Genomic DNA, 24,382 nt, shown 5'->3' on the forward strand with positions numbered 1-24,382 from the left:
AATTAAAAAATTACGCACTTTGCGAAAACCATATGGCTTCGCTCAATTGATCTAAAACAGTATCGAGCTGATTACCTAATACCTTGTCTAATTGCTTAGCTCCACCAGTATCAGCAAAGCGATTATTCACAAATTCATGATCAATAATCACTTCATGAACCAACTGTTTTGCTAAACGATCCAACCATCTACGCTGAGCTGGTGTCCAAGTATGTTTTGTATAGATTGACTGCATTGCTTTCGACACACGCTCATCAAATGGTATCAATGCTTCTCCAATAGCAGCTCGTCTAATATGACCAACAATACTCGCTGCAATGTCCTGATTAGTTTGGTTACGCACAGCACTTTGCAACTTGGCCTCATTATATCCGTTGCCGTCCAACAATAACTTAACTTCTTTTAACTGTTCTCGAGTTAAATCTTTAGGTCTATTTACCACTACACCTAAAGCAACAGACTGGTTCAACTGTTCTTTAATAAAGTGATTAAATTGATCTAGGTAATCTTCAGGTTTTTGATTTGCACCATAAGTCTGTTCTCGATTGACCAACTCATCCTGATGCTCTGAAATAATAGGCTTCCTGTCAGAGCCAAGAAGTTCATCAACTTTAGCTAACTGATTGACTAAGCCTGAGTGCTTTATCATAAATTCAGCTGCCTTTTTAGGACCTAGATCATGTAAATGCTTATGAAGTGCCTTAGGCTCAACACCCCACTGTTCGTGCAATTCATTTAACTTTTGCTTTAATAACGGCTTATTTTCTGCTTTTTTCTCAGCTTTACGCAAAACTCTCATTAATTTTTGGCTTAGCTGACTAAGGACAACATGCGCATGTGTTTCCCCTAATTGCTCACCAGGGCAGTTTAATGCTCTGTCCAACATTTCAGGATCTGTTAACTCTTCAACGAGTTGTTCTAGAGTTACATTCGGGTCTTTTACTAACGGCTTCATGGTATTTACATCTTGCAAAGCAGCATAAATATCCACAGGGTCATAGATACGAAAAACAGTTTTGCCAATCTCATCACAACGACGGGTCGCACGGCCAATCATTTGTTCATATAAAATACGAGACTTCACTCGGCGCATGAACACAAGATTACAAATCTTAGGAACATCAATCCCTGTAGTAAGTAAGTCAACAGTAACCGCAATACTCGGGTATCTCTCATTTTTGTATTGACGAATTAGTTGATCAACCTTGTCACTTTTACCTGTAATCTTGGCGACCGCGGCCTGATTATACCCACCATTATAAATATCTTTAAAAGCATCTCCCAACAGACGCACTACCATATCAGCATGAGCATCGGTCGCACAGAAGATCATGGTCTTCTCATCACCAAATGGATCAATTTCTTGAGCTAATTGTTCACAGATCACTCTATTAAAATCTTTAGTAATTACTTGACGGTTAAAAGCATCAACTTCGAAATTAAGCTCATCATCTAGTTCAGCACTTTCGATTGAGCCTGTTTGTGTATTGATCGCATTAACCTTTTCCCCTTTGGAAAATTTAATCCCATTTTGAGAAAGTAAAGTTTCATAACGAATCGGTGGCTCATGATCTATAAGCCAATCATCTGCGACTGCTTCTCGGTAAGAATAGGTATAGACGGGTTTACCAAATATGTCACTTGTATGCTTTGCAGGAGTTGCTGTTAAACCTACTTTGACTGCGTCAAAATAGTCTAATACTCTCCGATAACTAGATAGATATTGCCCTACATCACGAGTTGCTATTTCCCCTTCTGTCATTTCCTGATCAAGTGTATAACCCCGATGGGCTTCGTCCACAATAATACAATCGAATTGGTCAACTGAAGGTGGGTTATCACTCATAAATATGCGCTTTACCATTGCCTGTACTGTTGCCACTTGCACACGTGTCTCTGCTTCAGCAGTCATATCGCCAAGATCTGCAATGTTATATATTCTAGTTAATGGGAGATTCTGCTCTAAAATAACTTCATTAAATGAATCTGTAGCCTGTTCCCCTAAAGCTCTTCGATCTACTAAAAATAAGATACGTTTAAATCTTTCTGTTTTTAAAAAGCGGTACATTAAACCAATAATTGTTCTTGTTTTACCAGTTCCTGTTGCCATTGCTAACAGCGCAGAACGAACACCTTGAGACAAAGCATTTTCAACTGCAATAATTGCTTTTTGTTGATAATCACGAACTTTTAGATATCCAAATGGCTCATCTTTTAATTTTTGCTGTGCCTCTTCTTTACTTCGTTTAAGGATATCTAATAAACCTTCTGGACTATGGAAGGATTGTAATGGACGTCTAGTGTTACTCACACTGCGTACATCTCTAAACCAAGTTCCAGACTGTTCTGCCGATTGTTTGAAATACTCGCGACCATTACAAGAATATGCAAATGGAATACGATAGAAGCTATCAACACCGTCAGACCAAGGTTGTGATAATCCTTCAAGCAACCAAGCTCCTTGTAGTGGATCTTCAATAGTTATTCCACGACTGTACCGTTCAGCTTGAGTGATAGCGCCAGCCACATTCAGATTTTCTTTTTTTGCCTCAACTACAGCAATTGGCGTTAATCCTACAAACAGCACATAATCAGCACGTTGACCTTTAAAATTTCCCTTCATCGGCCATTCAGCAATTGCCATATTCCGCCCTTTTTCAGGACGAGCACCTTTACGATAATCTAGTTCTTGTGTATCTGCTTCCCAACCCGCCTCTTGTAATTGCTGATCAATTAAAATACGAGTTAGCTTTTCGTCTAATACAATAGATTGACTCGCAGCCCGTGCATTACGACCAATTTGTTGACGTTTAACAGAAACTTCTTTTTCGTTCTGATTTGAAAGTTTTTGCTGTAACTCCTTAACTTTCTCTTCATATTCTTGTTGTTGCTTTGCAAGCGCATCTTCATGTGCTTTAGCTTGAGCAGCAAATTTCTGAGCAGCTTTATCCATTGCTAAAGCTAATGCTTCATACTCTGATTTTTCCTTAGCAATTAAATCATTTAACTGCTGGCTAGAATCTAGCTGAACATTGGCTTTTTGCAGTTCATTTCGCAATTCCGATATTTCAGCCTGTAAATCTCGCAATTGTTGACTAGGGTCAACAGGAGGCACAAAAGGCTCAGGCTTAAAGTCTGGCCCAGCTTTGCCAAAAGAACGATGGAACCAAATTGCTAAATTACGGGCTACAATTAAGCCACTAATAGCTTCTTTGTGTTTTGTTTTAAACTGATGAGTAGCCTTATTTCCTTCAATTCTTAAAGTATGGAATAAATCACGTACAACTTTATCTAATTTTAATTCATTACTTAATTTATATATTAAGTCAGCTTGTGTGGTTTGTTCATTAAAATCAATACCAAGTGTTACCGCCATATGTTGAGCGATAGCTTCACCTAATTGGCGCAACTTAATTAAAGTGGTATTAGGATCACTATAAAAAACTCTTTCAGCAGCCTCGCCCAATTCTACGAATAATGGGTCATATTCAGCTAAAAAACTAAAATTTGTCGATTCAAGTGCCACGCTAAGTCTCTCAGTCTTATTTTTTATTAAAAGTAATAACCAGATGAAAATTCAATTACGTATATTCAGGAATGGAACTAAGTAATTGTTATCTATAATAACCTAACAACTACTTATATATCCCTATAAATTATAAATAATTCTAAACAATCAACAAGCATCTCTACGACATTAAATGTCGCAGTAGAGTTTTAATCAAATCTTTATAAACAATGATCTAGTTAAGATCAGATATTACTTAAATAAAAACAATTAAATTCAAATTAAATATTTAATTTTCAGTCAATTAAAAACGACTTATAAATACCCAGCCATTATTTTTTATTTTTATTAACTAGTATGTACTTAGAATAATTTAATGATTTCAAAATTTTCATCTATTTTAATATCACGACATGTTAAAGAAATAACTAAATTCCCAAATAAAAAAACCCCGAAACTTTCGTTTCAGGGCTTTTTCGAATTTTGGTGGAGATGGCGGGAGTTGAACCCGCGTCCGCCAGCATTACGCTCGAGAATACTACATGCTTAGATATCGTCTATTGTTTTAACACCAAGTGACCCGACGAACAGGGTACAAGTTGCGATCCTCTAAGTTTGGTATAAAGCCCCGAGGCTTGACTCTATACGGACTTGTGTGCGTGCGCTACGGTCGGGTTCCTAAACCACAAGTATTCTAGGAAGCGGACAAACTGCCCTTAGGCAGCTAGAGCGTAAGTTTCGTCGTTTGCGACTAAAATATGCAAATTTGATTTACGAGAGAAAATGCGCTCTCGGCATGCATCTATGAGTTTCATCACCAGCGTCGAAGCCAATAACATCCCCATGAATGTCTGAGCATCATAGCATAACTAAAATAAAATACTGTGCATTTTATCAACAGTCTGCTACTGATGAACATATTTACATAATTGAGTGTGTTTTGTTTTTTTCAAGGGCCACATAAAAAAGCTGCCAAAAATGACAGCTTTTTTTAAAGTTGGGTCTATAAAGCACCATTGCCTAACACAATACCTTCACGGCGTGGGTCTACCCCACCTGCGTATTTACTCTGATTATTAATATTTACTTTCATAATCGTTGAAATACCGCTGGTTTGCGCAGAGTTGGAAACGCCATGCCCTTTTGCTTTTAAGCCTTCAATCAAATCAAGCAAAGAAAGCTGAACATTCGAGCTATCTACATTGGTGTTTTTGCTATTGGTCGCGCCAAAGTTAACAAGCGAAGTGGCCTGCTGTGCGTTTAAGTTCCAGTCCAGCGCACCTACCAAAGTTTTAACTACATATTGAATGATCGTACCGCCACCTGGTGAACCTGTTGCCATATAAAACTCATCTGGCGTGGTGCCTTTAAACACTAAAGTTGGCGCCATGGTACTACGTGGGCGTTTGCCACCTTCCACACGGTTGGCAACCAGTGCCCCAGTGCTGTCTAGTGGGTTAGCACTAAAGTCAGTTAACTGGTTAGATAGCAAGAAACCATCCACCATGTGGAATGAACCCATGCTCGATTCAACAGTCGATGTCATTGAAACCACATTGCCATAGGCATCTACAATCGTGAACTGAGTTGTCCCATGTTCAACAGTCGTATCGACACCCGAAGCTGGGTTGAAATTACCTGCTGGCGCAACGCCCATACTTTGGTTCAGGTTAATCAGTGCTGCACGTTGTTTTAAGTAGTTTTTATCAATAAAACTTGGAATACCCTGTGCTGGTAAAGCAACAAAGTCAGTGTCTGCCACATATTTATCGCGGTCGGCGTAGGCCAAACGCTCTGCCTCAGACACTAAATGCACGCCCATTACATCCGGCACACCGCCTTCATTTTCAGGGTTTTTAGGCGGATAAAGCGACATATCAAAGTTTTCTAAAATACCCAAAGTTTGCGCAACTGCAATCCCTCCCGAAGATGGAGGCGGCATGGTACAAACATAATAACGGTCACGATACGTCGTACAAATCGGGTCGCGTTTTTTAACCTGATAGTTCGATAAATCTTGCAAGGTCATTAAGCTTGGAGTAATTGGAGTTCGTGCTGGGTCATCCCCTAGTGTTTGGCCTGCTTTTGCCACAATCGCTTGGGCAATTGGGCCCGTATGCAACGCATTTGCACCTTGCGTGGCAAGTGCTTCTAGGGTTTTTGCATAGGCTTTATTGGTCATGGTCTCACCGACTTTACGAGGTGAACCATCTGTGTAGAAATAGGTTGCCATTGCATTTGCATCAAGCGCTAAGCTGTTTGCATTACTTGAAATTGCATCTGCCAAGCGGCCCGGAATGCGGAAACCGTTGTCAGCTAAACCAATCGCTTCACCAAAAAGCTGGTTCCACTTAAGCTTGCCATGTTCTTGTTGTGCTTGTTCAAGCAAACGCATCACACCCGGCACACCAATCGAGCGACCACTACGGCGCGCACTTGGTACAGGTGCTGGTGAATTTGGGTCATATATATCTTGGCGAATTAAATAATATTCATTGGCTGCAGCTGGTGCGGTTTCACGGCCATCGTAAGCCGTGACTTTTTTTGTTTTGGCATCGTAATACATCATAAAACCACTACCAGCAATGGTGCTCGATTGTGGCTCGACTAAACCTAGCACCGCTTGTACCGCAACGGCTGCATCGACTGCGCTACCACCTGCTCTTAAAACATCACAGCCCGCTTTTACCGCAAGTGGTGTGTTTGCCACCACCATATATTTATCTGCGTATTTAACCGTGTTGCCGAGTCTATAACCCGATGCACCTTCAGGCGCTGCTGGGTCACCATTTTGGTTTGAACCGACCACCACGTTTGAACCGTCTTGTGCCAATTTGCTACAACTGGTCGGGTCATTATCAACAATTAAATTGGGCGGGGTTGTATTTGAATCATCCTTGGGCTGATCTGAAGAATCATCTCCACATCCTTGTAATAAACCGACTGCTAATAAACTACTGAACAAAAATGAATATCTTTTATTCACGTGATAACTCCAATATATACGCTTGCCTATCCATGCAATTGCCATGCAAGCTTCTTTGTTTTCAGGTATTAAGTTTTTTTAATCTTTGATAAAAATAAGGTTTTATAATATTGAATGTTTAAGGGCGTTTTATCCTGTGCCCTGTCTTAAGCCTCCTTGCTTGATATCACACGCTTTTATATTTGATCTGCCCGATTCTGGCATGCTTTATTTAGTGAAATACAGGCAAAATCTACCATTTATAGACTCGCTTTATTTTTTAATAGAGCTAAAAAAACACCTCCGAAGAGATGCTTTTTTATCTTTAGTGAGAAGGCATTCCGCCGACGTCCCCTTTGGGTTTCGGACACAGCCAAATGACCAGCCCCGCAAAGACAAACACCATTGCAAACAGCAAAAACACATGGTTTGCCGACATGGTAATGGCTTCTTTATCGACGAGGTTGGAAATAATTCCTAAGGTCGAGTCAGCCGAAAAACCATTTTGCGCAAGGTTATTTTGAACTTCGGCAGTATTTAGGTTAGACACCATTTCACTGCGTGCAACTTTGGCGTGGTCGTCCCACACGGTCACTGCAATTGACGCACCAATCGCCCCTGCCATGGTTCTTAAAAAGTTCATGAGGCCCGCAGCAGATGCAATCTCTTGCTGGAGTACCGAACCGAGTGCAATATTCGACAGTGGAATAAAGAAGAATGGTACAGCAAAACCTTGCAAGATTTGCGGCCAAGCCAGTGCCATAAAGTCAGCGTCTGTGGTCCAGAATGCCCTCATTAAGGTTACAGCACCCAACAAAATTAAACCAAAACTGGCTAGTGCTCGTGGGTCATGTTTAGTCGAGAGCTTTGCCACAATTGGTGACATGGTCAAACTACCAAAGCCCATAGTTGCGGTTAAATAGCCAGCCCACGTGGCGGTGTAGGAAAGGTTCATTTGCAGCCACTGTGGAATCAGTACAATACTGCCAAAGAACGCTCCAAAGCCGAGCGATAAGGCCAGTACTGAAATAGCAAAGCCCCTATGCCTGAAGACTTTCACATCCACCACGGGGTGCTTGTCGGTCAGCTCCCATATGAGGAACACCACAAAGCCAATGGCGGCAGTTAAGCCTAACACCACAATGCTGGTGCTATTAAACCAGTCGCGTTCATGCCCCAAATCGAGCATGAGCTGTAGCGCACCAATCCACAGAATTAACAAACCTAAACCAACGGTATCGATTCTTAAAGAAATCGTTTCTGTTTCGGCGGGCTTAAGCAAACGGATTGCCGCTAAAACACAAATAATGCCGACCGGTATGTTAATAAAGAAAATCCAGTGCCAAGACAAGTTGTCACTAATCAGACCACCCAAAATTGGTCCTAAAATTGGCCCAACGACGGTCGTCATTGCCCATAGGCCCATTGCTTGTGCATGCTTTTCTTTAGGGAAAATACGCATGAGCAAAGTTTGGCTGAGTGGCATGAGCGGGCCACCGCATAGACCTTGTCCAATACGGAAAAACACCAGCATTCCTAACGAGTTTGCTAGACCGCACAAGAAAGAAAAAATGGTAAAACCAATCAGGCCAAAAATAAAAACCCGAACGGTACCAAAGCGCCCTGCAAGCCAACCCGTTAAAGGTACACAAATCGCTTCTGCAACTGCATACGACGTAACAACCCATGTGCCTTGTGTGCTTGAAACAGCAAGGTTACCGGTAATGTGCGGTACAGATACGTTGGCAATGGTCGTATCGAGCACGACCATAAAGTTCGACAAGGCAATAACAAACGCTGCCAGTAATAAACGGCCACCGCTTAGTTCGGCAAAAGGTGTTTGCGTTTTCATAAGCGTTTACTTCGCAGATAAGTCGACTTTTGCTTCCATCGACAAGCCAACACGCAGTGGGTGTTCAGCAAGTTCTTTCGGGTCAAGTGCAATACGAACCGGTAAGCGTTGAACCACTTTAATCCAGTTACCTGTTGCGTTTTGAGCCGGAATTAAGGCAAAGGCAGAGCCTGTACCACCAGAGAAGCCCATCACTTTGCCGTGATATTCAACGTCGTCGCCATATAAATCTGAAGTAAGCGTAACGATTTGACCCGGACGGACTTTTTTCAACTGACTTTCTTTAAAGTTTGCATCTACATATAAATCATTCAGCGGCACAATCATCATCATGCTGGTGCCCGGTGCAACACGTTGGCCAACTTGAATATTACGACGTGTAACTACACCATCAACTGGCGCACGAATCACGGTACGTTCTAAATCAAGCTGAGCTTGTTCAACATGCGCCTGTGCAACTTGCACATCAGGTGTTGAAACTTCGCTTACACCCTGAATTAAGGCTTCGTTTGCAGCTAAGGTGCTTTCAGCAGCTTTACGGCTTGAAGACGCTTGCGCTAAACCAGCTTTAGCAAGCTCTAGCCCTGCTTTGGCGGTTTCAACTGCACTTTGTGCCTTAGTGAGTTCTTCTTTAGATACTGCACCAGACGCGGCAAGTTGTGCACGGCGGTTGAGCTCTAATCCGGCTTTGTCATAGTCGGCCTGCGCTTGAGCAACTTGTGCTTTAGCGCTATTAATTTCGTCGTCACGAACTACAACTTGAGAGTTTAAAGAACTACTGTTTGCCGCAGTTTGTTTGTATTGGCGTTTTGCTTTTGCGAGTTCTGCCTCAGCTTGCGCTAATGCAATTTTGGCATCACGGTCATCAATACGAACCAGCACGTCACCACGATGTACCGTTTGGGTATCTTTTACAACAACCTGAGCGACCTGACCGCTCACCATTGAAGTAATTTGCGCGGTTTCAGCACCGACATAGGCATTATCCGTACTCACGGAATGATTTAAAAATAATGCCCAAATTGCATATAAAATAGCGGCGATCAATAAAATCAGCGCAAAAAAACCAAGAAATTTTTTGCGCTTGTTTTGATTGTTGTCATCCGAGGCAGATGTTGTTGGCACTGTTTCTTCTACATTGCTTTGTGCATCAGTCATGGTATGTTCCTAAAGATGAGTTGGCTTTGCCATCAATCTCGCACTACACCTTGCTATAGAGTTTTTATTTTTCTATAAACAAGACATATCGCATTGTCAAAGGAGCTAATTTTAACGCTAAAACCTCACAATATGAGAATAAAAATTTATAACTCATGCGTTCGTTCTAATTAAACTAATGTTTATCTCAAAGTTTTTGTAAAAATTTTAGCTTTTCAAACACTAAAAAAAGCGCACTTGGCGCTTTTAAATGGCTCAATTCATTGCTTAATAGGCATATGAAGCAATACCCGCAGCAATAGCTTTCTCTTCATCATTGACCATAGTCATGCGCATGGTGCAGCCCTTACGACCTAAACGTAACACTTCAGCACGGGCAATAAAATACTTACCACGGCCCGGTGCTAAATAATCTACACGCATGTCGACTGTTGCCAAACGCGACACTTGTTTAATGGTTTCAGTTAAAGTTTCTGGGGTTGAACGGCGATAGAGATGTTCCATTGCCACAATTCCGCCAATACTATCAAGCAAGGTTGCAGCAACGCCACCATGCAAAATCTGAAATGCCAGATTGCCAATCAGGTTGGGTTGCATCTCGATATAGCCTTCAATGTGCCCGTCCACCACACGCATAATCATTCCACTATGCTTAAAAAAAGGAGAGCTATTAAACGCCTTACATAATTGGTTGAGAACCACCGTTAGGTCAGTTTTTGCACCTAAATGGATGTTCCCAGTCCAATTTTTCTTTTCATCACTCATACATTGCCTAAATTTAAAAGCATGATAAACACCCATAATTTTGTACAAATCCAGCATTATGGGGCTACAATACAGCAGTCGGTTGACAGTAATGGAATATCCGCCAACCTATCCTAGTGTAATACCGAACATCGAGATTGTTATGACTTATACGTTCAATCGTCCTGCATTTCCAGCCACTCGCATGCGCCGTATCCGTAAAAATGACCAGTTGCGTGCGATGGTCAGCGAAACACAGCTCACTACCAATCACTTGATTTATCCAGTATTTGTATTACCGGGACAAAATCAGACCCAAGATATTCCAAGTATGCCAAACATTCAGCGTTTGTCGGCAGATTTGTTACTGAAAAAAGCTGAAAGACTTCTGGAATTAGGTGTATCAAAACTGGCTCTTTTTCCAGTCACTCCTCAAGAAGATAAAAGCCTAACCGCAGAAGCTGCATGGCATGAAGATGGTTTAGTACAAACCACTTGCCGTTTGCTTAAAAAAGAATTACCAGAAATGGTGTTAATCACTGATGGTGCCCTCGACCCATACACCACGCATGGTCAAGACGGCATTATTGATGAAACTGGCTATGTGCTGAATGACGAGACTGTCGAATGCTTGATTAAACAAGCGTTAAGTCACGCAGCAGCAGGTGCCGAAGTGATTGCACCAAGTGACATGATGGATGGCCGCATTGGCGCGATTCGTCAGGCTTTAGAAGCCAATGGTCATATCTATACCAACATCATGGCCTACTCTGCGAAATATGCGTCTAGCTTCTATGGCCCATTCCGCGACGCTGTTGGCTCTGCATCCAACCTCAAAGGTGGTAATAAATATAACTACCAGATGGACTTTGCCAACCGTGCCGAAGCGTTACATGAAATCGCGCTTGATATTCAAGAAGGCGCCGATATGGTGATTGTAAAACCGGGCATGCCATATCTAGATGTGGTACGTGAAGTAAAAGATACCTTTGGTGTTCCGACATTCATTTATCAAGTGAGTGGCGAATACGCGATGTTAGCCGGTGCAATTCAAAATGGCTGGTTATCAGACTCAGTCATTTTAGAATCACTCATGTGCTGCCGACGCGCTGGTGCAGACGGGATCTGGACTTACTTTGCAGAAACCGCTGCCGAAAAACTCAAGGAAATGAACTAAGTTCGCAGAGAAAGGATAACACTGCATGCATATTGCAATCATTGGCGCGGGCATAAGTGGATTAATGTCTGCGCTGGAGTTGGTTGAACAAGGCTGTACGTTAAGCATTTTTGATCAACAACAAGCGGGACAAGCAGCCTCTTGGGCTGGCGGAGGTATTCTCTCTCCGATGTACCCGTGGCGCTATGTGCATGCAGTGAACCAACTCGCTCAATTTGGCAAAGCCTCTTATCAAGCATGGAACCAAAAACTCTCCCCTGTTACAGGCATTGATTTTGAAATTCATGACACAGGCATGCTCATTTTTGATGAAGAAGATTTTGACGTTGGACTTTCTTACGCAAATCAACATCAAGAACCCATGCAACGCTGTGAATATTTACAGCGAGATGCGCTAGAACAAGTCAACCCGCATATTTCCGATCAATTTCAAGAAGCCATTTATTTCCCTGAACTCTCTAATATTCGCAATCCACGCGTATTACAGTCCTTGATTAGTTATTTAAAACAACACCCAAATGTTGAATTTTTTGAGCACTCTGCTGTCAAAAAACTAATTCAACAGGGCGATGTCATACAAGCCCTACAAACTGAAGATGGTCGAAAACATACAGCAGATCATTTTGTAATAACTTCGGGAGCTTGGAGCCATTACTGGAACTCACAATTACAACTCGAAATTCCAGTCGAACCTGTTCAAGGTCAAATGTTGTTATTTAAAACCTCTGCTCACTGGCTACCGACCATGTGCATGAATCGAGTGATGTATTTGATTCCACGTATGGACGGTCATATTGTTTGTGGGTCTAGCATGGCACATCGTGGTTTTGACACTTCGACCGATGAAACCACCCAGCACAATATTTTAGAAGCGTGTTTAGAAATGGTGCCTGAACTGGCCGATTTTCCGATTGTACAGCGCTGGGCAGGACTTAGACCAAGTTCACCAAATGGTGTTCCGTACATTGGCAAAATGCCTGAAATGGATAACCTATGGGCAAACTTTGGTCATTTTAGAAATGGCTTATGCATGGGCGCAGGCTCTGCGCAATTGCTCCGTCAGCTTATGCTGGGTCAACCGACATTAGTTGATGCCAAAGCATATTCTCCAGAGCGCTTGCAAAATAAAATCTTAGCCTGACGCCAATATATTCTCTAAAGTCATTTTTAATTGAGGATAAGCAAACTCAAATCCTTCTGCTTGTAATGCGGCAGGTTTAACGTATTGCCCATTTAAGATTAATTGCGATTGCTCCCCCAACAAACAGCGAAAAACCGAGCTTGGCGCCGACAATAGTGGTTTCTTATTGAGTACCTCAGCTGCTTGCTCAACAAATACCTTTTGGGTCACGTTTTCTGGCGCCACGACATTATGAATTTGGGCAGATTGAGGATGCTTAAATATAAACTCGATGGCGTTTAACACGTCTTCAATGTGTACCCAAACCACAGGCTGACGACCATGACCAATTTGACCGACTAAATTGAGTCGAATAGGAAGCAACATTTTAGGCAAGATGCCACCACCTTGCCCAAACACTACACCTAAGCGAATAATTTTAGTATTTTGCTGAGTATCTGCTAAAGCTGCATGCTCCCACTCTTGGCAAAGCTGAGACATAAAAATAGGCTGTGGTAAGCTTTGTTCAGTGCATACCTCTGCCCACTTTTCTTGATCATCAATCCCGTAATAACCAATCGCCGAACCAGACACAATTACTTCTGGAAAAATTTGAGATTGCTTGAGCCACGCATACAATTTTCGTGTCGTATTGACTCGGCTTTCAATGAGTTGTTTTTTACGTGACTCGGTCCAGCGTTTTTCGCCAATATTTGCACCAGCCAAATTCACCACATAGTCAATTTGACGGGTCGCAATATCTTCAAATTTTTGCACCCACTGTAAGGCAGGATGGTCAGATTTCTTCCCAGCCTGCCGTGTCACAGCAATCACGTTATAATTTTTTTGCAGCAGGAACTTAATTAAATGCGTTCCGATAAAACCACTGGCACCCGTGATTAATACATTCCTATTCATATTTCCTCCAAAACCGAGGACACAAGTTTTATTTCATTATATAAGACTCATTTATATTTAATCGTAGCTGTTTATGTAGTGATCTATTGCACATTAAACATTTTGTCAGCCATTCGCTGTGCCTGTTTGCCATAAAACCAGTAGGTAATTAAATAAAGCGGGATAGCTAACATTAAAAGCATAATCACCATAATGCTCAAGAACTGAGGTTGTTTGAGGTAAAGCATAAAGTTCTGCAAAATCTCAGGGTCTTTTCTGGCAAATAAAAACAGGCCAAATAAAACACCACATAAGTTATAGCCCCAAAAAATCAGGGTAAAACCTAAAGTAAATTTCTTTTTTTCTTGTACAGTCGGAGCACGGCGTTCTTTCTTTAAAAATTTAAATAAGACAAAAATCATTGCGCCTAAATATGGAACGGCTGTTAAAATACCGCCTACACTCGCTGGTAGTAGTGCTGCAACCACACCTACAATTAAGGTAAGTACAATGCATAAACCAAAAAACCAGAGAAAGTAAGAACGTAATTTGGTCATATTTTTGCCTAATTTATGGGTTTAAAAAATAATTATAAATTTTTTTCAATTTTTTTTCATTTTTCTGTCAACCAATCTGAATCTCTTGACGTTATATAGGGTAATAAGGTCGCAGCAACCGAATACTTCCTTTGCACGGCATCCGCAAAATTGTATCGGTGACCTTTTATTACGACTCTTTTCTTCCTTCAGATTAGGTTTTGTTAGCAGCCGAAACCCTTGATGAAGTTTTTGACCGACGATTCTCTCATCACTCGAATCGTCGGTTTTTATTTTCTAGCACTTTCATTTATTTTACGCTCAACATACACAATAGTTCTTTCGCGGCCATGAAAGCCATGCGTATACTTTTTACACCATAAAAATATGTTTTAAATAATATGAACAACATTGCCTATTTTGAAATTCAGTCTTCAAACCCTGCCCGCGATGCGCAGTTTTATCAAGCTGTGTTCGGCTGGCAATTTAAACTCGATCCAAACTTACCGATTGAATATTACCGTATCGAAACGCCTTCAATTATGGGTGGACTATTGAAACGCCCAGCCCAAACACCGCCAATGGAATATGGCACCAATGCCTTTACCTGCTCTATTCAAGTCGAGAATTTCGATGAAGTGGCTGCAAAAATTTTAGCGCAAGGCGGTATTGTGGCGATGGATAAATTCGCCATTCCCGGTCGTGCTTGGCATGGCTACTTTGTCGATTTAGACCACAACGTTTTTGGTATTTTTCAAGTCGATGAAAATGCAGCTTAAAGATCTTATTTAACAACTCTATTTATTTTTGAATGTATAGCCACCGCCTTTTTATCGGTGGCTATTTCATATTTATTCTTCGGCAAAGCTAAAGCTGGCCTCACATGTAATCGGGAAATTCACCGAATTGGCAATCATGCATTCGTGATGCGTTTCTTCATGTAATTTTGCAGCAAGTGCTTGATCAGCACCTTTTTCTAAAACAACCGCAGGCTTTAAAATAATTTGGGTAAAGTGACCACGTTTAACTGGATCTGCATCTTCCATAAAGCCAAGTGCGTGATCGACATAACTCAGCACATGAATATGATTGACTGCACACAGGTGCAAATACCAAAGCTTATGGCAAGCTGAAGCAGATGCGACCAATAAATCTTCAGGGTTCCATCTGGTCGCATCCCCCAAATAGGCAGGGTCTGATGAACCTTGAATCGTGGCCTTTTGCGGATGCTGAATACTAAAGTCTCGTTTATATGAACGATAAGATGAAGTGCCTGTTCCTGTATTGCCTTCCCACTGTATTTTTACTTCGTATTCATGAATGGTCATTTTATTCTCAAAGTTCACTGTTTGACTTGATAGTAACAAAGCAAAGTTTAAAGTAAAAAAATTAATTCAAGTTTCCACTTAGGCTTAAATAACGAGCACTTTAAAATGTCTTGATAAAATCTCCTGCCAATTTATGCTAACGTATCTGTGTTTATTTTGGCTCGATGTCTGTTTCTATGTCCGTACATTTTCTACATACTTCTGATTGGCATTTGGGGCAGTTTTTTTATAATCATTCACGACACTATGAACACCAACAATTTTTAAGCTGGTTGCTCACTCAAATTCAAGAAAAACAACCGCATGCCCTGCTCATTGCCGGCGATATTTTTGATGTCATTAATCCGGGTTCTCAGGCACAAAAACAACTCTATCAATTTTTAGCAGATGCCCATCGCTTTGCACCGCACATGCAAACGCTCATGATTGCCGGCAATCACGACTCAGGCTACCGTATTGAACAGGTCGAACCACTCTTAGAAAAATATAATGCGAAAACTGTGGGCGTGGTTCGCTGGAATGAAGATAAAACCCTAGATCTCGATCGACTACTTTTACCTATTTATAATCAAAATCAAGAGATTGTAGCGTGGTGTCTTGCCCTTCCTTTTTTACGTTCAGCCGAAATTACTGGCTTTAATGAACATACAACCAACAGCAAAAATGCGATTGCCTATTTACACCAACAACTGATTGCCGAAGCAAAACGTCGTAAAACACCAGACCAAGCGCTGATTTTGATGTCACATGCACATATGCAAGGTGGAGAAACATCTGACTCTGAACGCCCAATTATTATTGGTAATGAAGAGGCACTTTCAACAACTTTATTTGAAGATGCTGTCGACTATGTCGCTTTAGGGCACTTACATAAACCACAAAAAGTAGGTCAGCCGCACATTCGTTATAGTGGCTCACCCATTCCGCTTTCTTTTAGTGAAATTAACTATAAGCACCAAGTGGTAGAAGTCAAAATTGACCCAACTCAAGAGACAGACAACCGTTTGCAATTTGAAGCTGTAGAAATTCCGCGTTGCATACAATTGCACCGCATTCGTGGTGAGTTAAACGAAGTACTGCAACAACTCAAAGCCTTGCCACATGGCGTTGTTGAAAATATTGACCATCGTGAATATGTCGATATTGAATATTATAGTTTAACGCCGCCACAGCCCAATTTACGTCAGCAGTTTGAAGCGGCTCTACCGCCTGACCGCTACCGTTTAGTGCGTATTTCACGTCAATATGTGAGTAAAGACACCACCGATTCAAATGCCACTCAGCAAATCGCTCTTGAACCGCCAACACCAGAAAAACTCTTTCAGAATATTTGGGAAAAACAAGGTTACAGCGCCGATGATGCGGTCTTAAAAGATTTTCTGAGTCTGGTACAAGAAGCACAAAAAAATCTTGAAAATGATGCAACCCCTTAAGGATATGTCATGAAAATTTTATCCATTCGAATAAAAAATCTGGCATCTCTTTCTGATGAACATTTTATTGATTTTGAAAGCGCGCCCTTAGCCCATGCGGGTCTCATTGCGATTGTGGGAAAAACGGGTACTGGGAAGTCGACCATTTTAGATGCCATGTGCCTAGCCCTGTTTAATCGGGTTCCACGTCTTAAAGACAGCGATGGTAAATTAAAAGATGTTGATGGTTCCGAGTTACTCACCAACTCACCTTTGACTGTATTACGTCGTGGTACAGGACATGGTTTTGCTGAGCTTTGCTTTATTGCACAAGATCAAAAACGTTATTTGGCACGCTGGGAAATTAAACGTGCACGTGAAAACCCAAATGGTAAATTACAAAGCGTACAACGCCATTTAAAATGCCTGACCGATGGTGTGGTGCTTGCCGATAAAGCTAAAGCGGTTGATGAAAAAGTTAAACAAATTACCCAGCTTTCTTTTGAACAATTTACGCGTGCCGTATTACTTGCCCAGTCAGAAGTAACCGCATTTTTAAAAGCACGAGACAGCGAACGCGGTGAATTACTTGAGTACTTAACTAACTCCAGCATTTTCGCTAAAATTGGTGAGCTGGCTTTTCGTAAAACAGCTGATATTGCAAAGCAGCGTAAACAGCTTGAAGAGTTCTTAGGCCATATCGAAATTTTGTCTGATGAAGAGATTGCGGCATTTACCGAACAATATCAGCAAGCGGAGCAAAACCATCAAAAATTAGAACAGCAAAAAAATATCTTAGACAAACAGCAACAATGGTTTGAACGTAAGGCGAAACTTGCCCAAGAAGTTCAAGCTAAACAACAACAGTTTCAAACCCAGCAAAATCACCATCAAGAATTGGCTGGCGAACGTGAGCAATTAAAACAGCTCGAAGTTTTCTCTGAAATACGCCAGCAGGTTTTTCAGCAATCTCAAAATTTACAAACGCTACAACAACTTGAGCCGCGAATTCAGCAAACACAAACCAAGTTTAATGATTTGGTGCAAATTTTTGAAACAGGTCAAAAACAATATCAACTTGCAGAACAAGAACTCAAACAAACGCTCGATTTTGAGCAACAGCATCAACAAGCTTTAAATCAAGTTCGACAGTCCATTCAAGAACGTGCTTTTATTGCCGATGAATATAAAAAGTGCAAAGAAAAGAAAAATGTACTTGATCAGAAACTAAGTCCGTTGCAGCAACAGCAAAATACTGTGCAACAGCACATTGCACAGCTTCAACAAAGCCAAACTCATCTACAACAGCAGCTTACTCAAACTCAGCAATATGCTGTATTAGACAAAGGCCTTTCAGCGCATTTAAATCAACTTGGGCAATTTATTCAAAATTACCAAGCAATTGAACAACAGCTCGGCAACCCTACCCTTGCTCGCCAGAAGCTAGCAGAAGCTAAAAGCGAACTCGAACAACTAGTAACTTCACTTGGCACAGTTGAACAGATTGAGTTAAAACTTGAACAGCAGCGTAAAGACAAAGATCAAAAGCTTGCTCAAATCACTCAGTTAGATCTGATTCAACAGAAAATAAAAATTTATCATGAACTATATGCTGAGCTTCAGCAGTTTGCTGAAAAACATACTCAAACCTCAGAGCAAGAACAGCGGCTTAAAACCCTTTGCCAGTCAGCTGAACAAGAGTACCTAACAGCAAAAACTGAACGTGAAAAGTTACAACACATCCTGCAACAGCAGCGTTTATTACACACCGAAAATATTGAGCAGTTACGAGCCAATCTTAAAGACGGCGAAGCTTGCTTAGTCTGTGGAAGTACGCATCACCCCTATCGTGTTGATGACAGCGCAGTCTCCAAGGCATTATTCGACTTGCAGCAACAGCAAGAGCAACAAGCAGTAGCGCTAGAACAAACTAAATTTAATGCATGGCAAACCCAACAACATGCGCTTACTCAATGTCATGCTGAGCTTGAGCAAGTCCAGAAGTACTTAACTCAGCTCAAGACAAAACAATCAAGCTTGCAGCAAGACCTTGAGCAGCAATTCAGCCTCAATCAGTTACATATTGAGCTTAATCAAGCTCCTGAACAAATCTTGCTAATGCTGAACGAACTCAGACAAGCGGCACAAACTGCAATAAGTTCATTTGACTCAGAAAACGTGCATTTAACCCAAGCGATTAAACAACACAATCAGCTCGTTCAATCTATTCAGCGTAATGAAAACTTGCTCAATACGGCACAACAATGGCAACAACAAGTTCAACATATTGTTGAGTGTTTATCCGAGGCTGAACAACAGGCATGGCAGCAGTCGAGTAGCCAAACGGCTAAGCAGACTTGGTCAATACTTGATGCACGCGCTAAACAACTTGAACAACAAGAACAGCTTTCTCAGCGTTTTGAGCAACAGCAGCAAGAACTTAAAATGTCAGCTGCCAACCTTGAACAAATGACCAAGCAAATTGATGAGGTCGATCAGAACCTCAAAGACATTACGCTTAAAGGCCAACAAAATAATGAAAAAGCGGTGTCGCTCATTCAACAAATGACGAGCCGCGCTGACATTAAACCCCATGAATGGTTAATTGAGCATGATGCTAAACGTCAGCAGCAGCAAACAGCGTATCATGAAGCTAAACAACGTTTCGAACAAACTAGACAGCACTTTGAGCAGCAAAAACAGGCGCTTGATCAACTCAAGCATCAACATCAACACACTGCACAACACCAACAGCAGATTGATGAACAAATTCAAAACTGGTTAAAAGCTCACACTGATTTTCAAGCATCTGAGCTTACAGCGCTCATACACATCAATTCCGCCCAAGAGCAAGACATTCGTAACCGCCTTAATCATGCCGAGCGTTTATTAAGTGAAGCCTCATCAGCCCTTAAGACCATGCAAGAGCAATTGAGCGAGCATTTACAAACTCAGCCAGATATTGAACATGAAAAGCTTGTTAGCCTCATTCAAGACAATATTGCAGAGCTTAAAGCACAACTTGAAGTACGTGATCGACTGAAACTTAAGCTTGAAGTACATCAGCAAAACCTTGCGAAGCAGCAGCAATATGCAGAGCAAATTCAAAATATCCAGCAAGAAGAACATCGCTGGAGCAAAATTTCAGGTTTAATTGGCGATGCTAAAGGTAAAGAGTTCCGTGACTATGCCCAGCAATATCACCTAGATATTTTAGTTGAACATGCCAATCAGCAACTGGCGATGCTGTCTCAGCGCTATACACTTAAACGTCTAGAGCAATCGTTAAGTCTTGCGATTATTGACCACGATATGGATGGAGAAACCCGCTCTGTTGCATCGTTATCTGGCGGTGAATCATTCCTAACTGCACTCGCTTTGTCTTTAGCGATTGCCAATATGGCCTCAGGTTCAATGAAAATTGAATCTCTGTTTATTGATGAAGGGTTTGGTACTTTAGATGCTTCGTCTTTGCATATGGTGATGAATGCTTTAGATCAGTTGCAAAATCAGGGGCGCCAAGTCATTCTCATTTCACACATTCAAGAAATGCATGAACGTATTCCTGTACAAATTCAGGTGAAACCTCTTGGTGCTGGTGCAAGTACAATTGAAGTCGTAGGCTAATTTATTAAGATTTCATATCTTAAAATTGATTGAATCTTATAGAACAAAGGGGCGTATTATTTACGCCCCTTTGTCTTGTATTCATTTTCTTTTATTTTAAAACATCAAAAATTAATTAACGCAGAGCACTACAACTGCAAAACCGATACAGTACATACCGAACAAATGCCAGCGCCCATGTTCTAACCATGAAGACAACCATTTCAACGCCAAAAGACCAGCACCAAAACTAAAACACATCCCTAGTAAGCTTGGAACCATCGAATGAAACACTTGTCCATGTTCCAAGGTTTGTAAGCCTTGAGCGTGAATTAAACGATATAATTCTTTTAAAATAACGGCTGGTGTTAATACGACGGCCAGTGCAAAACTGAATTCTTCAGCCTTTTGGCGTGATACACCTAAAAATAACCCTGTAGAGATGGTTGCACCAGAACGTGAAAAGCCACGGAAAGGCAAACACAAAGCCTGCACTGCCCCAATAATAGAAGCACTACGCAAACTAATTTCACCTTGTTGTCCGCGATCTAAACGCGAAGATAAAATAATCAGAATACCTGCCGAAATCAGCGCAGCTGCCATGAGTTTTGAGTTACTAAACAAATGCTCAATTTCGAAACTGCTCGCGCCGCCGAAGAACACATGCTTAATCAGAGATTGAAGCGCTAAACCAAGCACACCTGTAATTAGGGTTGCCAAAATGATATAGAAGGCTTGTTTTTTAAAACTTTCCCATGAAGAAAAATAGGTCTTTTTCCAAGATTTCCAAAAGTAAACGATCACTGCAAACATCGTACCTGTATGTAACATCACAAGTAAAAAGGTCATATCAGGTGCAGATGGATCATACCCCATTAACTTTTCAGCTAAAATAACGTGTGCGGAACTAGAAACTGGCAATAATTCAGCAAAACCCTGAATGATCGCCAGAATAAAAACATGCAATAAATCCATACCCTACACACTCAAATATTAAAATATCTGGGTTATAAGCTAGGAAAATTAAATTTAAATTAACAAATTACAGTTACCCGACAAAACGTTTATCTAAATTGTAAAAGTCATTTTTTCTCAACTGTATCACGCTTTCCAAATAAAGCCGTTCCTACACGTACCATGGTTGAACCTGCTGCAATCGCAGCGTCTAAATCACTCGACATTCCCATGCTTAATGTGTCCCAGTGTTCTGGGTGGGCATGTTTTTCTTTCACAGCATCAAACAAGGCTTTAGCATCTGCAAAAGCAGCGGTATTATCTGGTGCTGGAATCACCATCAAGCCACGTAGTTTGATTTTTGCTAATTGGCTAATTTGAGCAACTAACTCGGCAACCTCATCTGGTGCACAACCATCTTTACTGTCTTGCCCATCAATATTCACTTGCAAACAAATATTCAAGTCAGATTGATATTGAAGTCTTTGATTAGATAAACGCTCAGCAATAATCAAACGATCTACACCATGCACCCAATCAAACTTTTCAGCCAAATGTTTAGTCTTGTTGCGCTGAACATGACCAATAAAATGCCATTCAATTTCTAAATCGTGTAAAGCTTCGATTTTTTCTAAAGCTTCCTGTAAATAGTTTTCACCAAATGCTCTTTGCCCTGCTGCATACATTTCACACAAACTTTCACTCGGATGTGTTTTTGACACGGCTAAAAGTTGCACAGTTTCAGGCGCACGCTGAGCATGTTCACAAGCAACTCTGATTTGCTGTAATACGTGCTGCCGCGCATCTTGCAGGTAATTCATTGACAAGGTTCTCATTTTCAAAAAACTTTTTTGCTTTTCACCTAAAGCGAGGTGTTGGTAAGCCTCGGTGAAAGCCGTATATTATTCTACAAAATAATGACATATTTTGATTTACTTGGGGAAATTATGGATATTACAGAGCTACTCGCCTTCTCTGTGAAAAATGGCGCGTCCGATTTACATTTATCTGCTGGCATGCCACCAATGATTCGCGTTGATGGCGAAGTCCGTCGCATTAACTTACCGGCTCTGGATCATAAAGATGTTCACCGTCTGGTCTATGACATCATGAATGATAAACAACGCCGAGACTACGAAGAAAAGCTTGAAACCGACTTTTCTTTTGAAGTGCCAAATGTTGCTCGTTTCCGTGTTAACGCATTTAACCAAAACCGTGGTGCTGGCGCAGTATTTCGTACCATTCCATCTAAAGTACTTACTATGGAAGATCTAGGCTTAGGTCAAATCTTTAAAGATATTTGCGACTATCCACGTGGGATTGTATTGGTTACAGGTCCAACAGGTTCGGGTAAATCTACGACGCTTGCAGCGATGATGGACTATATCAACGAAAATCGTTATGACCATATTTTAACGGTTGAAGACCCTATCGAATTTGTACATCAGTCCAAGAAATGTTTGATTAACCAGCGTGAAGTACATCGTGATACGCATGGCTTTAACGAAGCGCTTCGTTCTGCACTGCGTGAAGACCCCGATATTATTTTGGTCGGTGAGATGCGTGACCTTGAAACCATTCGTTTAGCACTTACTGCTGCCGAAACGGGTCACTTGGTATTTGGTACACTCCATACAACTTCTGCTGCAAAAACCATTGACCGTGTGATTGACGTATTCCCTGCCGAAGAAAAAGACATGGTTCGTGCCATGTTGTCAGAATCTTTACAGGCTGTTATTTCGCAAACTCTACTTAAAAAGAACGGCGGTGGGCGTGTGGCAGCACATGAAATCATGATTGGTATTCCTGCTATTCGTAACTTAATTCGTGAAAACAAAGTCGCCCAAATGTATTCATCAATTCAGACTGGTGCAAATCATGGCATGACTACACTCGACCAAAGCTTAAAAGGTCTAGTTTCTCGTGGTGTGATTAGTCCACAAACGGCTCGTACTGCTGCAAAACAGCCTGAATCATTCCTATAAAAATAATTAGAGAATAAATATGGATTTTAATGACTTACTCAACCTCATGGTTGAAAAAAAATCATCCGATCTTTTTATTACAGATGGTGTTGCGCCATCTATGAAGATTAACGGACAAATTGTTCCAATTTCAAAAAATAGTCTTTCAGGGGATGTTATTGGTCAACTCTTACATTCCATCATGAGTGAAAAACAACGCAAAGAATTTGCAGACACTCGTGAATGTAATTTTGCCATTATGAACCGTGATAAAACTGCCCGCTTTCGTGTGAGCGCTTTTCAGCAGCGTGACATGCCTGGCATGGTGCTACGTCGAATTGAAACTAAAATTCCTTCAATTGATGACTTGCAGTTACCATCTGTTCTTAAAGATTTATCAATGACCAAACGCGGCATCATTATTTTTGTTGGTGCGACAGGTACAGGTAAATCGACGTCTTTGGCTTCAATGATTAGCTATCGTAACCACAACACTAAAGGTCATATCATTACCATTGAAGACCCAATCGAGTTTATTCACGAACATGCGGGCTGCATCATTACCCAACGTGAAGTCGGAATTGATACGGACTCATTTGAAATTGCCTTAAAAAATACTTTGCGACAAGCACCAGATGTCATCTTGATTGGTGAGATTCGATCTCGTGAAGTAATGGACTACGCGATTGGCTTTGCTGAAACAGGTCACCTTGTATTAGCCACAATGCACGCCAACAACGCTAACCAAGCACTCGACCGTATCATTCACTTCTTTGAAAGTGACCGCCACAGTCAGCTCTACATGGACTTATCTCTTAACTTAAAGGCCATGATTGCTCAGCAACTTATTCCAACACCTGATGGCAATTCTCGCCGCGCCGCAATTGAAATTTTAATTAACTCACCATTAATTTCTGATTACATTCGTAAAGGTGAAATTCATGAAATTAAAGATTTAATGAAACGCTCACGTGAACTCGGTATGCAAACCTTTGACCAAGCATTGTTTGATCTCTATAAAGCAGGCCAAATTACCTACAAAGATGCATTAAAACATGCCGACTCACCAAATGATTTACGTTTGACAATTAAGCTTGCTGAAGAAGGACCTGATCAAATTGCAGGCACAAATCAGCATTTAACCTTCGACCGACAGTAATT

17 protein-coding genes and 1 other RNA gene are annotated in these 24,382 nt (G+C 41.2%); 7 read left to right on the forward strand and 11 right to left on the reverse strand.

Annotated elements, in window-relative coordinates:
* Positions 1-10 precede the first annotated feature (10 nt).
* The 6 genes from hsdR to MMY79_RS14900 all read right to left on the reverse strand — a co-directional run bounded on the left by hsdR (position 11) and on the right by MMY79_RS14900 (position 10,248).
* Positions 11-3,526 (reverse strand): type I restriction-modification system endonuclease, encoded by a 3,516-nt coding sequence (hsdR, locus tag MMY79_RS14875; protein ID WP_252609836.1) that lies wholly within the window; start codon positions 3,524-3,526, stop codon positions 11-13.
* A gap of 466 nt (positions 3,527-3,992) precedes the next feature.
* Positions 3,993-4,351, reverse strand: a transfer-messenger RNA (tmRNA) gene (gene ssrA, locus MMY79_RS14880).
* A gap of 160 nt (positions 4,352-4,511) precedes the next feature.
* On the reverse strand, positions 4,512-6,494 hold the full coding sequence (gene ggt / locus MMY79_RS14885; RefSeq protein ID WP_252609837.1) for a gamma-glutamyltransferase: 1,983 nt from the start codon (positions 6,492-6,494) through the stop codon (positions 4,512-4,514).
* A 304-nt stretch (positions 6,495-6,798) separates the two neighbouring features.
* Positions 6,799-8,325, reverse strand: coding sequence for a DHA2 family efflux MFS transporter permease subunit (locus MMY79_RS14890; protein WP_252609839.1), 1,527 nt, complete (start codon positions 8,323-8,325; stop codon positions 6,799-6,801).
* Positions 8,326-8,331: 6 nt separating this feature from the next.
* Positions 8,332-9,483, reverse strand: a complete 1,152-nt coding sequence (locus MMY79_RS14895) for an EmrA/EmrK family multidrug efflux transporter periplasmic adaptor subunit (protein WP_252609841.1) — start codon at positions 9,481-9,483, stop codon at positions 8,332-8,334.
* Positions 9,484-9,750: 267 nt separating this feature from the next.
* Entirely contained in the window at positions 9,751-10,248 is a 498-nt protein-coding gene (locus MMY79_RS14900) for a thioesterase family protein (RefSeq protein ID WP_005303182.1), read from the reverse strand.
* A 142-nt stretch (positions 10,249-10,390) separates the two neighbouring features.
* Here MMY79_RS14900 and hemB point away from each other — a divergent pair, with 142 nt between their 5' ends.
* Together hemB and MMY79_RS14910 are read left to right on the forward strand one after the other, a co-directional pair.
* The gene (gene hemB / locus MMY79_RS14905; RefSeq protein ID WP_252613537.1) at positions 10,391-11,404 is read left to right on the forward strand and encodes a porphobilinogen synthase; all 1,014 of its coding nucleotides are present in this window, start codon (positions 10,391-10,393) and stop codon (positions 11,402-11,404) included.
* A 25-nt stretch (positions 11,405-11,429) separates the two neighbouring features.
* The gene (locus MMY79_RS14910) at positions 11,430-12,545 is read left to right on the forward strand and encodes an FAD-dependent oxidoreductase (protein WP_252609843.1); all 1,116 of its coding nucleotides are present in this window, start codon (positions 11,430-11,432) and stop codon (positions 12,543-12,545) included.
* Here MMY79_RS14910 and MMY79_RS14915 read toward each other — a convergent pair.
* Both MMY79_RS14915 and MMY79_RS14920 read right to left on the reverse strand, forming a co-directional pair.
* Positions 12,537-13,442, reverse strand: coding sequence for a TIGR01777 family oxidoreductase (locus MMY79_RS14915; protein ID WP_252609844.1), 906 nt, complete (start codon positions 13,440-13,442; stop codon positions 12,537-12,539). The two genes, MMY79_RS14910 and MMY79_RS14915, sit on opposite strands and share 9 nt — an antisense overlap.
* 83 nt (positions 13,443-13,525) lie before the next feature.
* Entirely contained in the window at positions 13,526-13,978 is a 453-nt protein-coding gene (locus MMY79_RS14920) for an ABZJ_00895 family protein (protein WP_039756915.1), read from the reverse strand.
* Positions 13,979-14,358: 380 nt separating this feature from the next.
* Here MMY79_RS14920 and MMY79_RS14925 point away from each other — a divergent pair, with 380 nt between their 5' ends.
* Positions 14,359-14,736 carry a VOC family protein gene (locus MMY79_RS14925; protein WP_151987081.1) on the forward strand — a complete coding sequence of 126 codons (378 nt, stop codon included), beginning with the start codon at positions 14,359-14,361 and terminating at the stop codon, positions 14,734-14,736.
* Between the two features lie 72 nt (positions 14,737-14,808).
* On the opposite strand, the gene MMY79_RS14930 is transcribed toward MMY79_RS14925, so the two are convergent.
* A complete protein-coding gene (locus MMY79_RS14930) occupies positions 14,809-15,285 on the reverse strand; it encodes an OsmC family protein (RefSeq protein ID WP_252609845.1) in 477 nt (158 codons plus the stop codon).
* Between the two features lie 164 nt (positions 15,286-15,449).
* Here MMY79_RS14930 and MMY79_RS14935 point away from each other — a divergent pair, with 164 nt between their 5' ends.
* Together MMY79_RS14935 and MMY79_RS14940 are read left to right on the forward strand one after the other, a co-directional pair.
* On the forward strand, positions 15,450-16,718 hold the full coding sequence (locus tag MMY79_RS14935) for an exonuclease SbcCD subunit D (RefSeq protein ID WP_252609846.1): 1,269 nt from the start codon (positions 15,450-15,452) through the stop codon (positions 16,716-16,718).
* A gap of 9 nt (positions 16,719-16,727) precedes the next feature.
* A complete protein-coding gene (locus tag MMY79_RS14940) occupies positions 16,728-20,324 on the forward strand; it encodes an AAA family ATPase (protein ID WP_252609851.1) in 3,597 nt (1,198 codons plus the stop codon).
* Positions 20,325-20,435: 111 nt separating this feature from the next.
* On the opposite strand, the gene MMY79_RS14945 is transcribed toward MMY79_RS14940, so the two are convergent.
* Together MMY79_RS14945 and MMY79_RS14950 are read right to left on the reverse strand one after the other, a co-directional pair.
* Positions 20,436-21,278, reverse strand: a complete 843-nt coding sequence (locus MMY79_RS14945) for an undecaprenyl-diphosphate phosphatase (RefSeq protein ID WP_252609853.1) — start codon at positions 21,276-21,278, stop codon at positions 20,436-20,438.
* A gap of 107 nt (positions 21,279-21,385) precedes the next feature.
* On the reverse strand, positions 21,386-22,078 hold the full coding sequence (locus MMY79_RS14950) for a YggS family pyridoxal phosphate-dependent enzyme (protein WP_252609855.1): 693 nt from the start codon (positions 22,076-22,078) through the stop codon (positions 21,386-21,388).
* 126 nt (positions 22,079-22,204) lie between these two features.
* On the opposite strand from MMY79_RS14950, the gene MMY79_RS14955 reads away from it, so the two are divergent.
* On the forward strand, positions 22,205-23,242 hold the full coding sequence (locus MMY79_RS14955) for a type IV pilus twitching motility protein PilT (protein ID WP_003653239.1): 1,038 nt from the start codon (positions 22,205-22,207) through the stop codon (positions 23,240-23,242).
* Between the two features lie 19 nt (positions 23,243-23,261).
* Positions 23,262-24,380: a PilT/PilU family type 4a pilus ATPase gene (locus MMY79_RS14960; RefSeq protein ID WP_252609857.1), complete on the forward strand. Its 1,119-nt coding sequence runs from the start codon at positions 23,262-23,264 to the stop codon at positions 24,378-24,380.
* The last annotated feature ends 2 nt before the right edge of the window (positions 24,381-24,382 follow it).

Origin of the sequence: Acinetobacter sp. XS-4 (genome assembly GCF_023920705.1) — a bacterium.
In the GTDB taxonomy this organism is placed as follows: domain Bacteria; phylum Pseudomonadota; class Gammaproteobacteria; order Pseudomonadales; family Moraxellaceae; genus Acinetobacter.

Bases quoted from the DNA above. Each gene is read 5' to 3' on its own strand.
- MMY79_RS14890 (WP_252609839.1), bottom strand. From the start codon at position 8,325: ATGAAAACGCAAACACCTTTTGCCGAACTAAGCGGTGGCCGTTTATTA.
- MMY79_RS14895 (WP_252609841.1), bottom strand. From the start codon at position 9,483: ATGACTGATGCACAAAGCAATGTAGAAGAAACAGTGCCAACAACATCT.
- MMY79_RS14900 (WP_005303182.1), bottom strand. From the start codon at position 10,248: ATGAGTGATGAAAAGAAAAATTGGACTGGGAACATCCATTTAGGTGCA.
- hemB (WP_252613537.1), top strand. From the start codon at position 10,391: ATGACTTATACGTTCAATCGTCCTGCATTTCCAGCCACTCGCATGCGC.
- MMY79_RS14910 (WP_252609843.1), top strand. From the start codon at position 11,430: ATGCATATTGCAATCATTGGCGCGGGCATAAGTGGATTAATGTCTGCG.
- MMY79_RS14915 (WP_252609844.1), bottom strand. From the start codon at position 13,442: ATGAATAGGAATGTATTAATCACGGGTGCCAGTGGTTTTATCGGAACG.
- MMY79_RS14920 (WP_039756915.1), bottom strand. From the start codon at position 13,978: ATGACCAAATTACGTTCTTACTTTCTCTGGTTTTTTGGTTTATGCATT.
- MMY79_RS14925 (WP_151987081.1), top strand. From the start codon at position 14,359: ATGAACAACATTGCCTATTTTGAAATTCAGTCTTCAAACCCTGCCCGC.
- MMY79_RS14930 (WP_252609845.1), bottom strand. From the start codon at position 15,285: ATGACCATTCATGAATACGAAGTAAAAATACAGTGGGAAGGCAATACA.
- MMY79_RS14935 (WP_252609846.1), top strand. From the start codon at position 15,450: ATGTCTGTTTCTATGTCCGTACATTTTCTACATACTTCTGATTGGCAT.
- MMY79_RS14940 (WP_252609851.1), top strand. From the start codon at position 16,728: ATGAAAATTTTATCCATTCGAATAAAAAATCTGGCATCTCTTTCTGAT.
- MMY79_RS14945 (WP_252609853.1), bottom strand. From the start codon at position 21,278: ATGGATTTATTGCATGTTTTTATTCTGGCGATCATTCAGGGTTTTGCT.
- MMY79_RS14950 (WP_252609855.1), bottom strand. From the start codon at position 22,078: ATGAATTACCTGCAAGATGCGCGGCAGCACGTATTACAGCAAATCAGA.
- MMY79_RS14955 (WP_003653239.1), top strand. From the start codon at position 22,205: ATGGATATTACAGAGCTACTCGCCTTCTCTGTGAAAAATGGCGCGTCC.
- MMY79_RS14960 (WP_252609857.1), top strand. From the start codon at position 23,262: ATGGATTTTAATGACTTACTCAACCTCATGGTTGAAAAAAAATCATCC.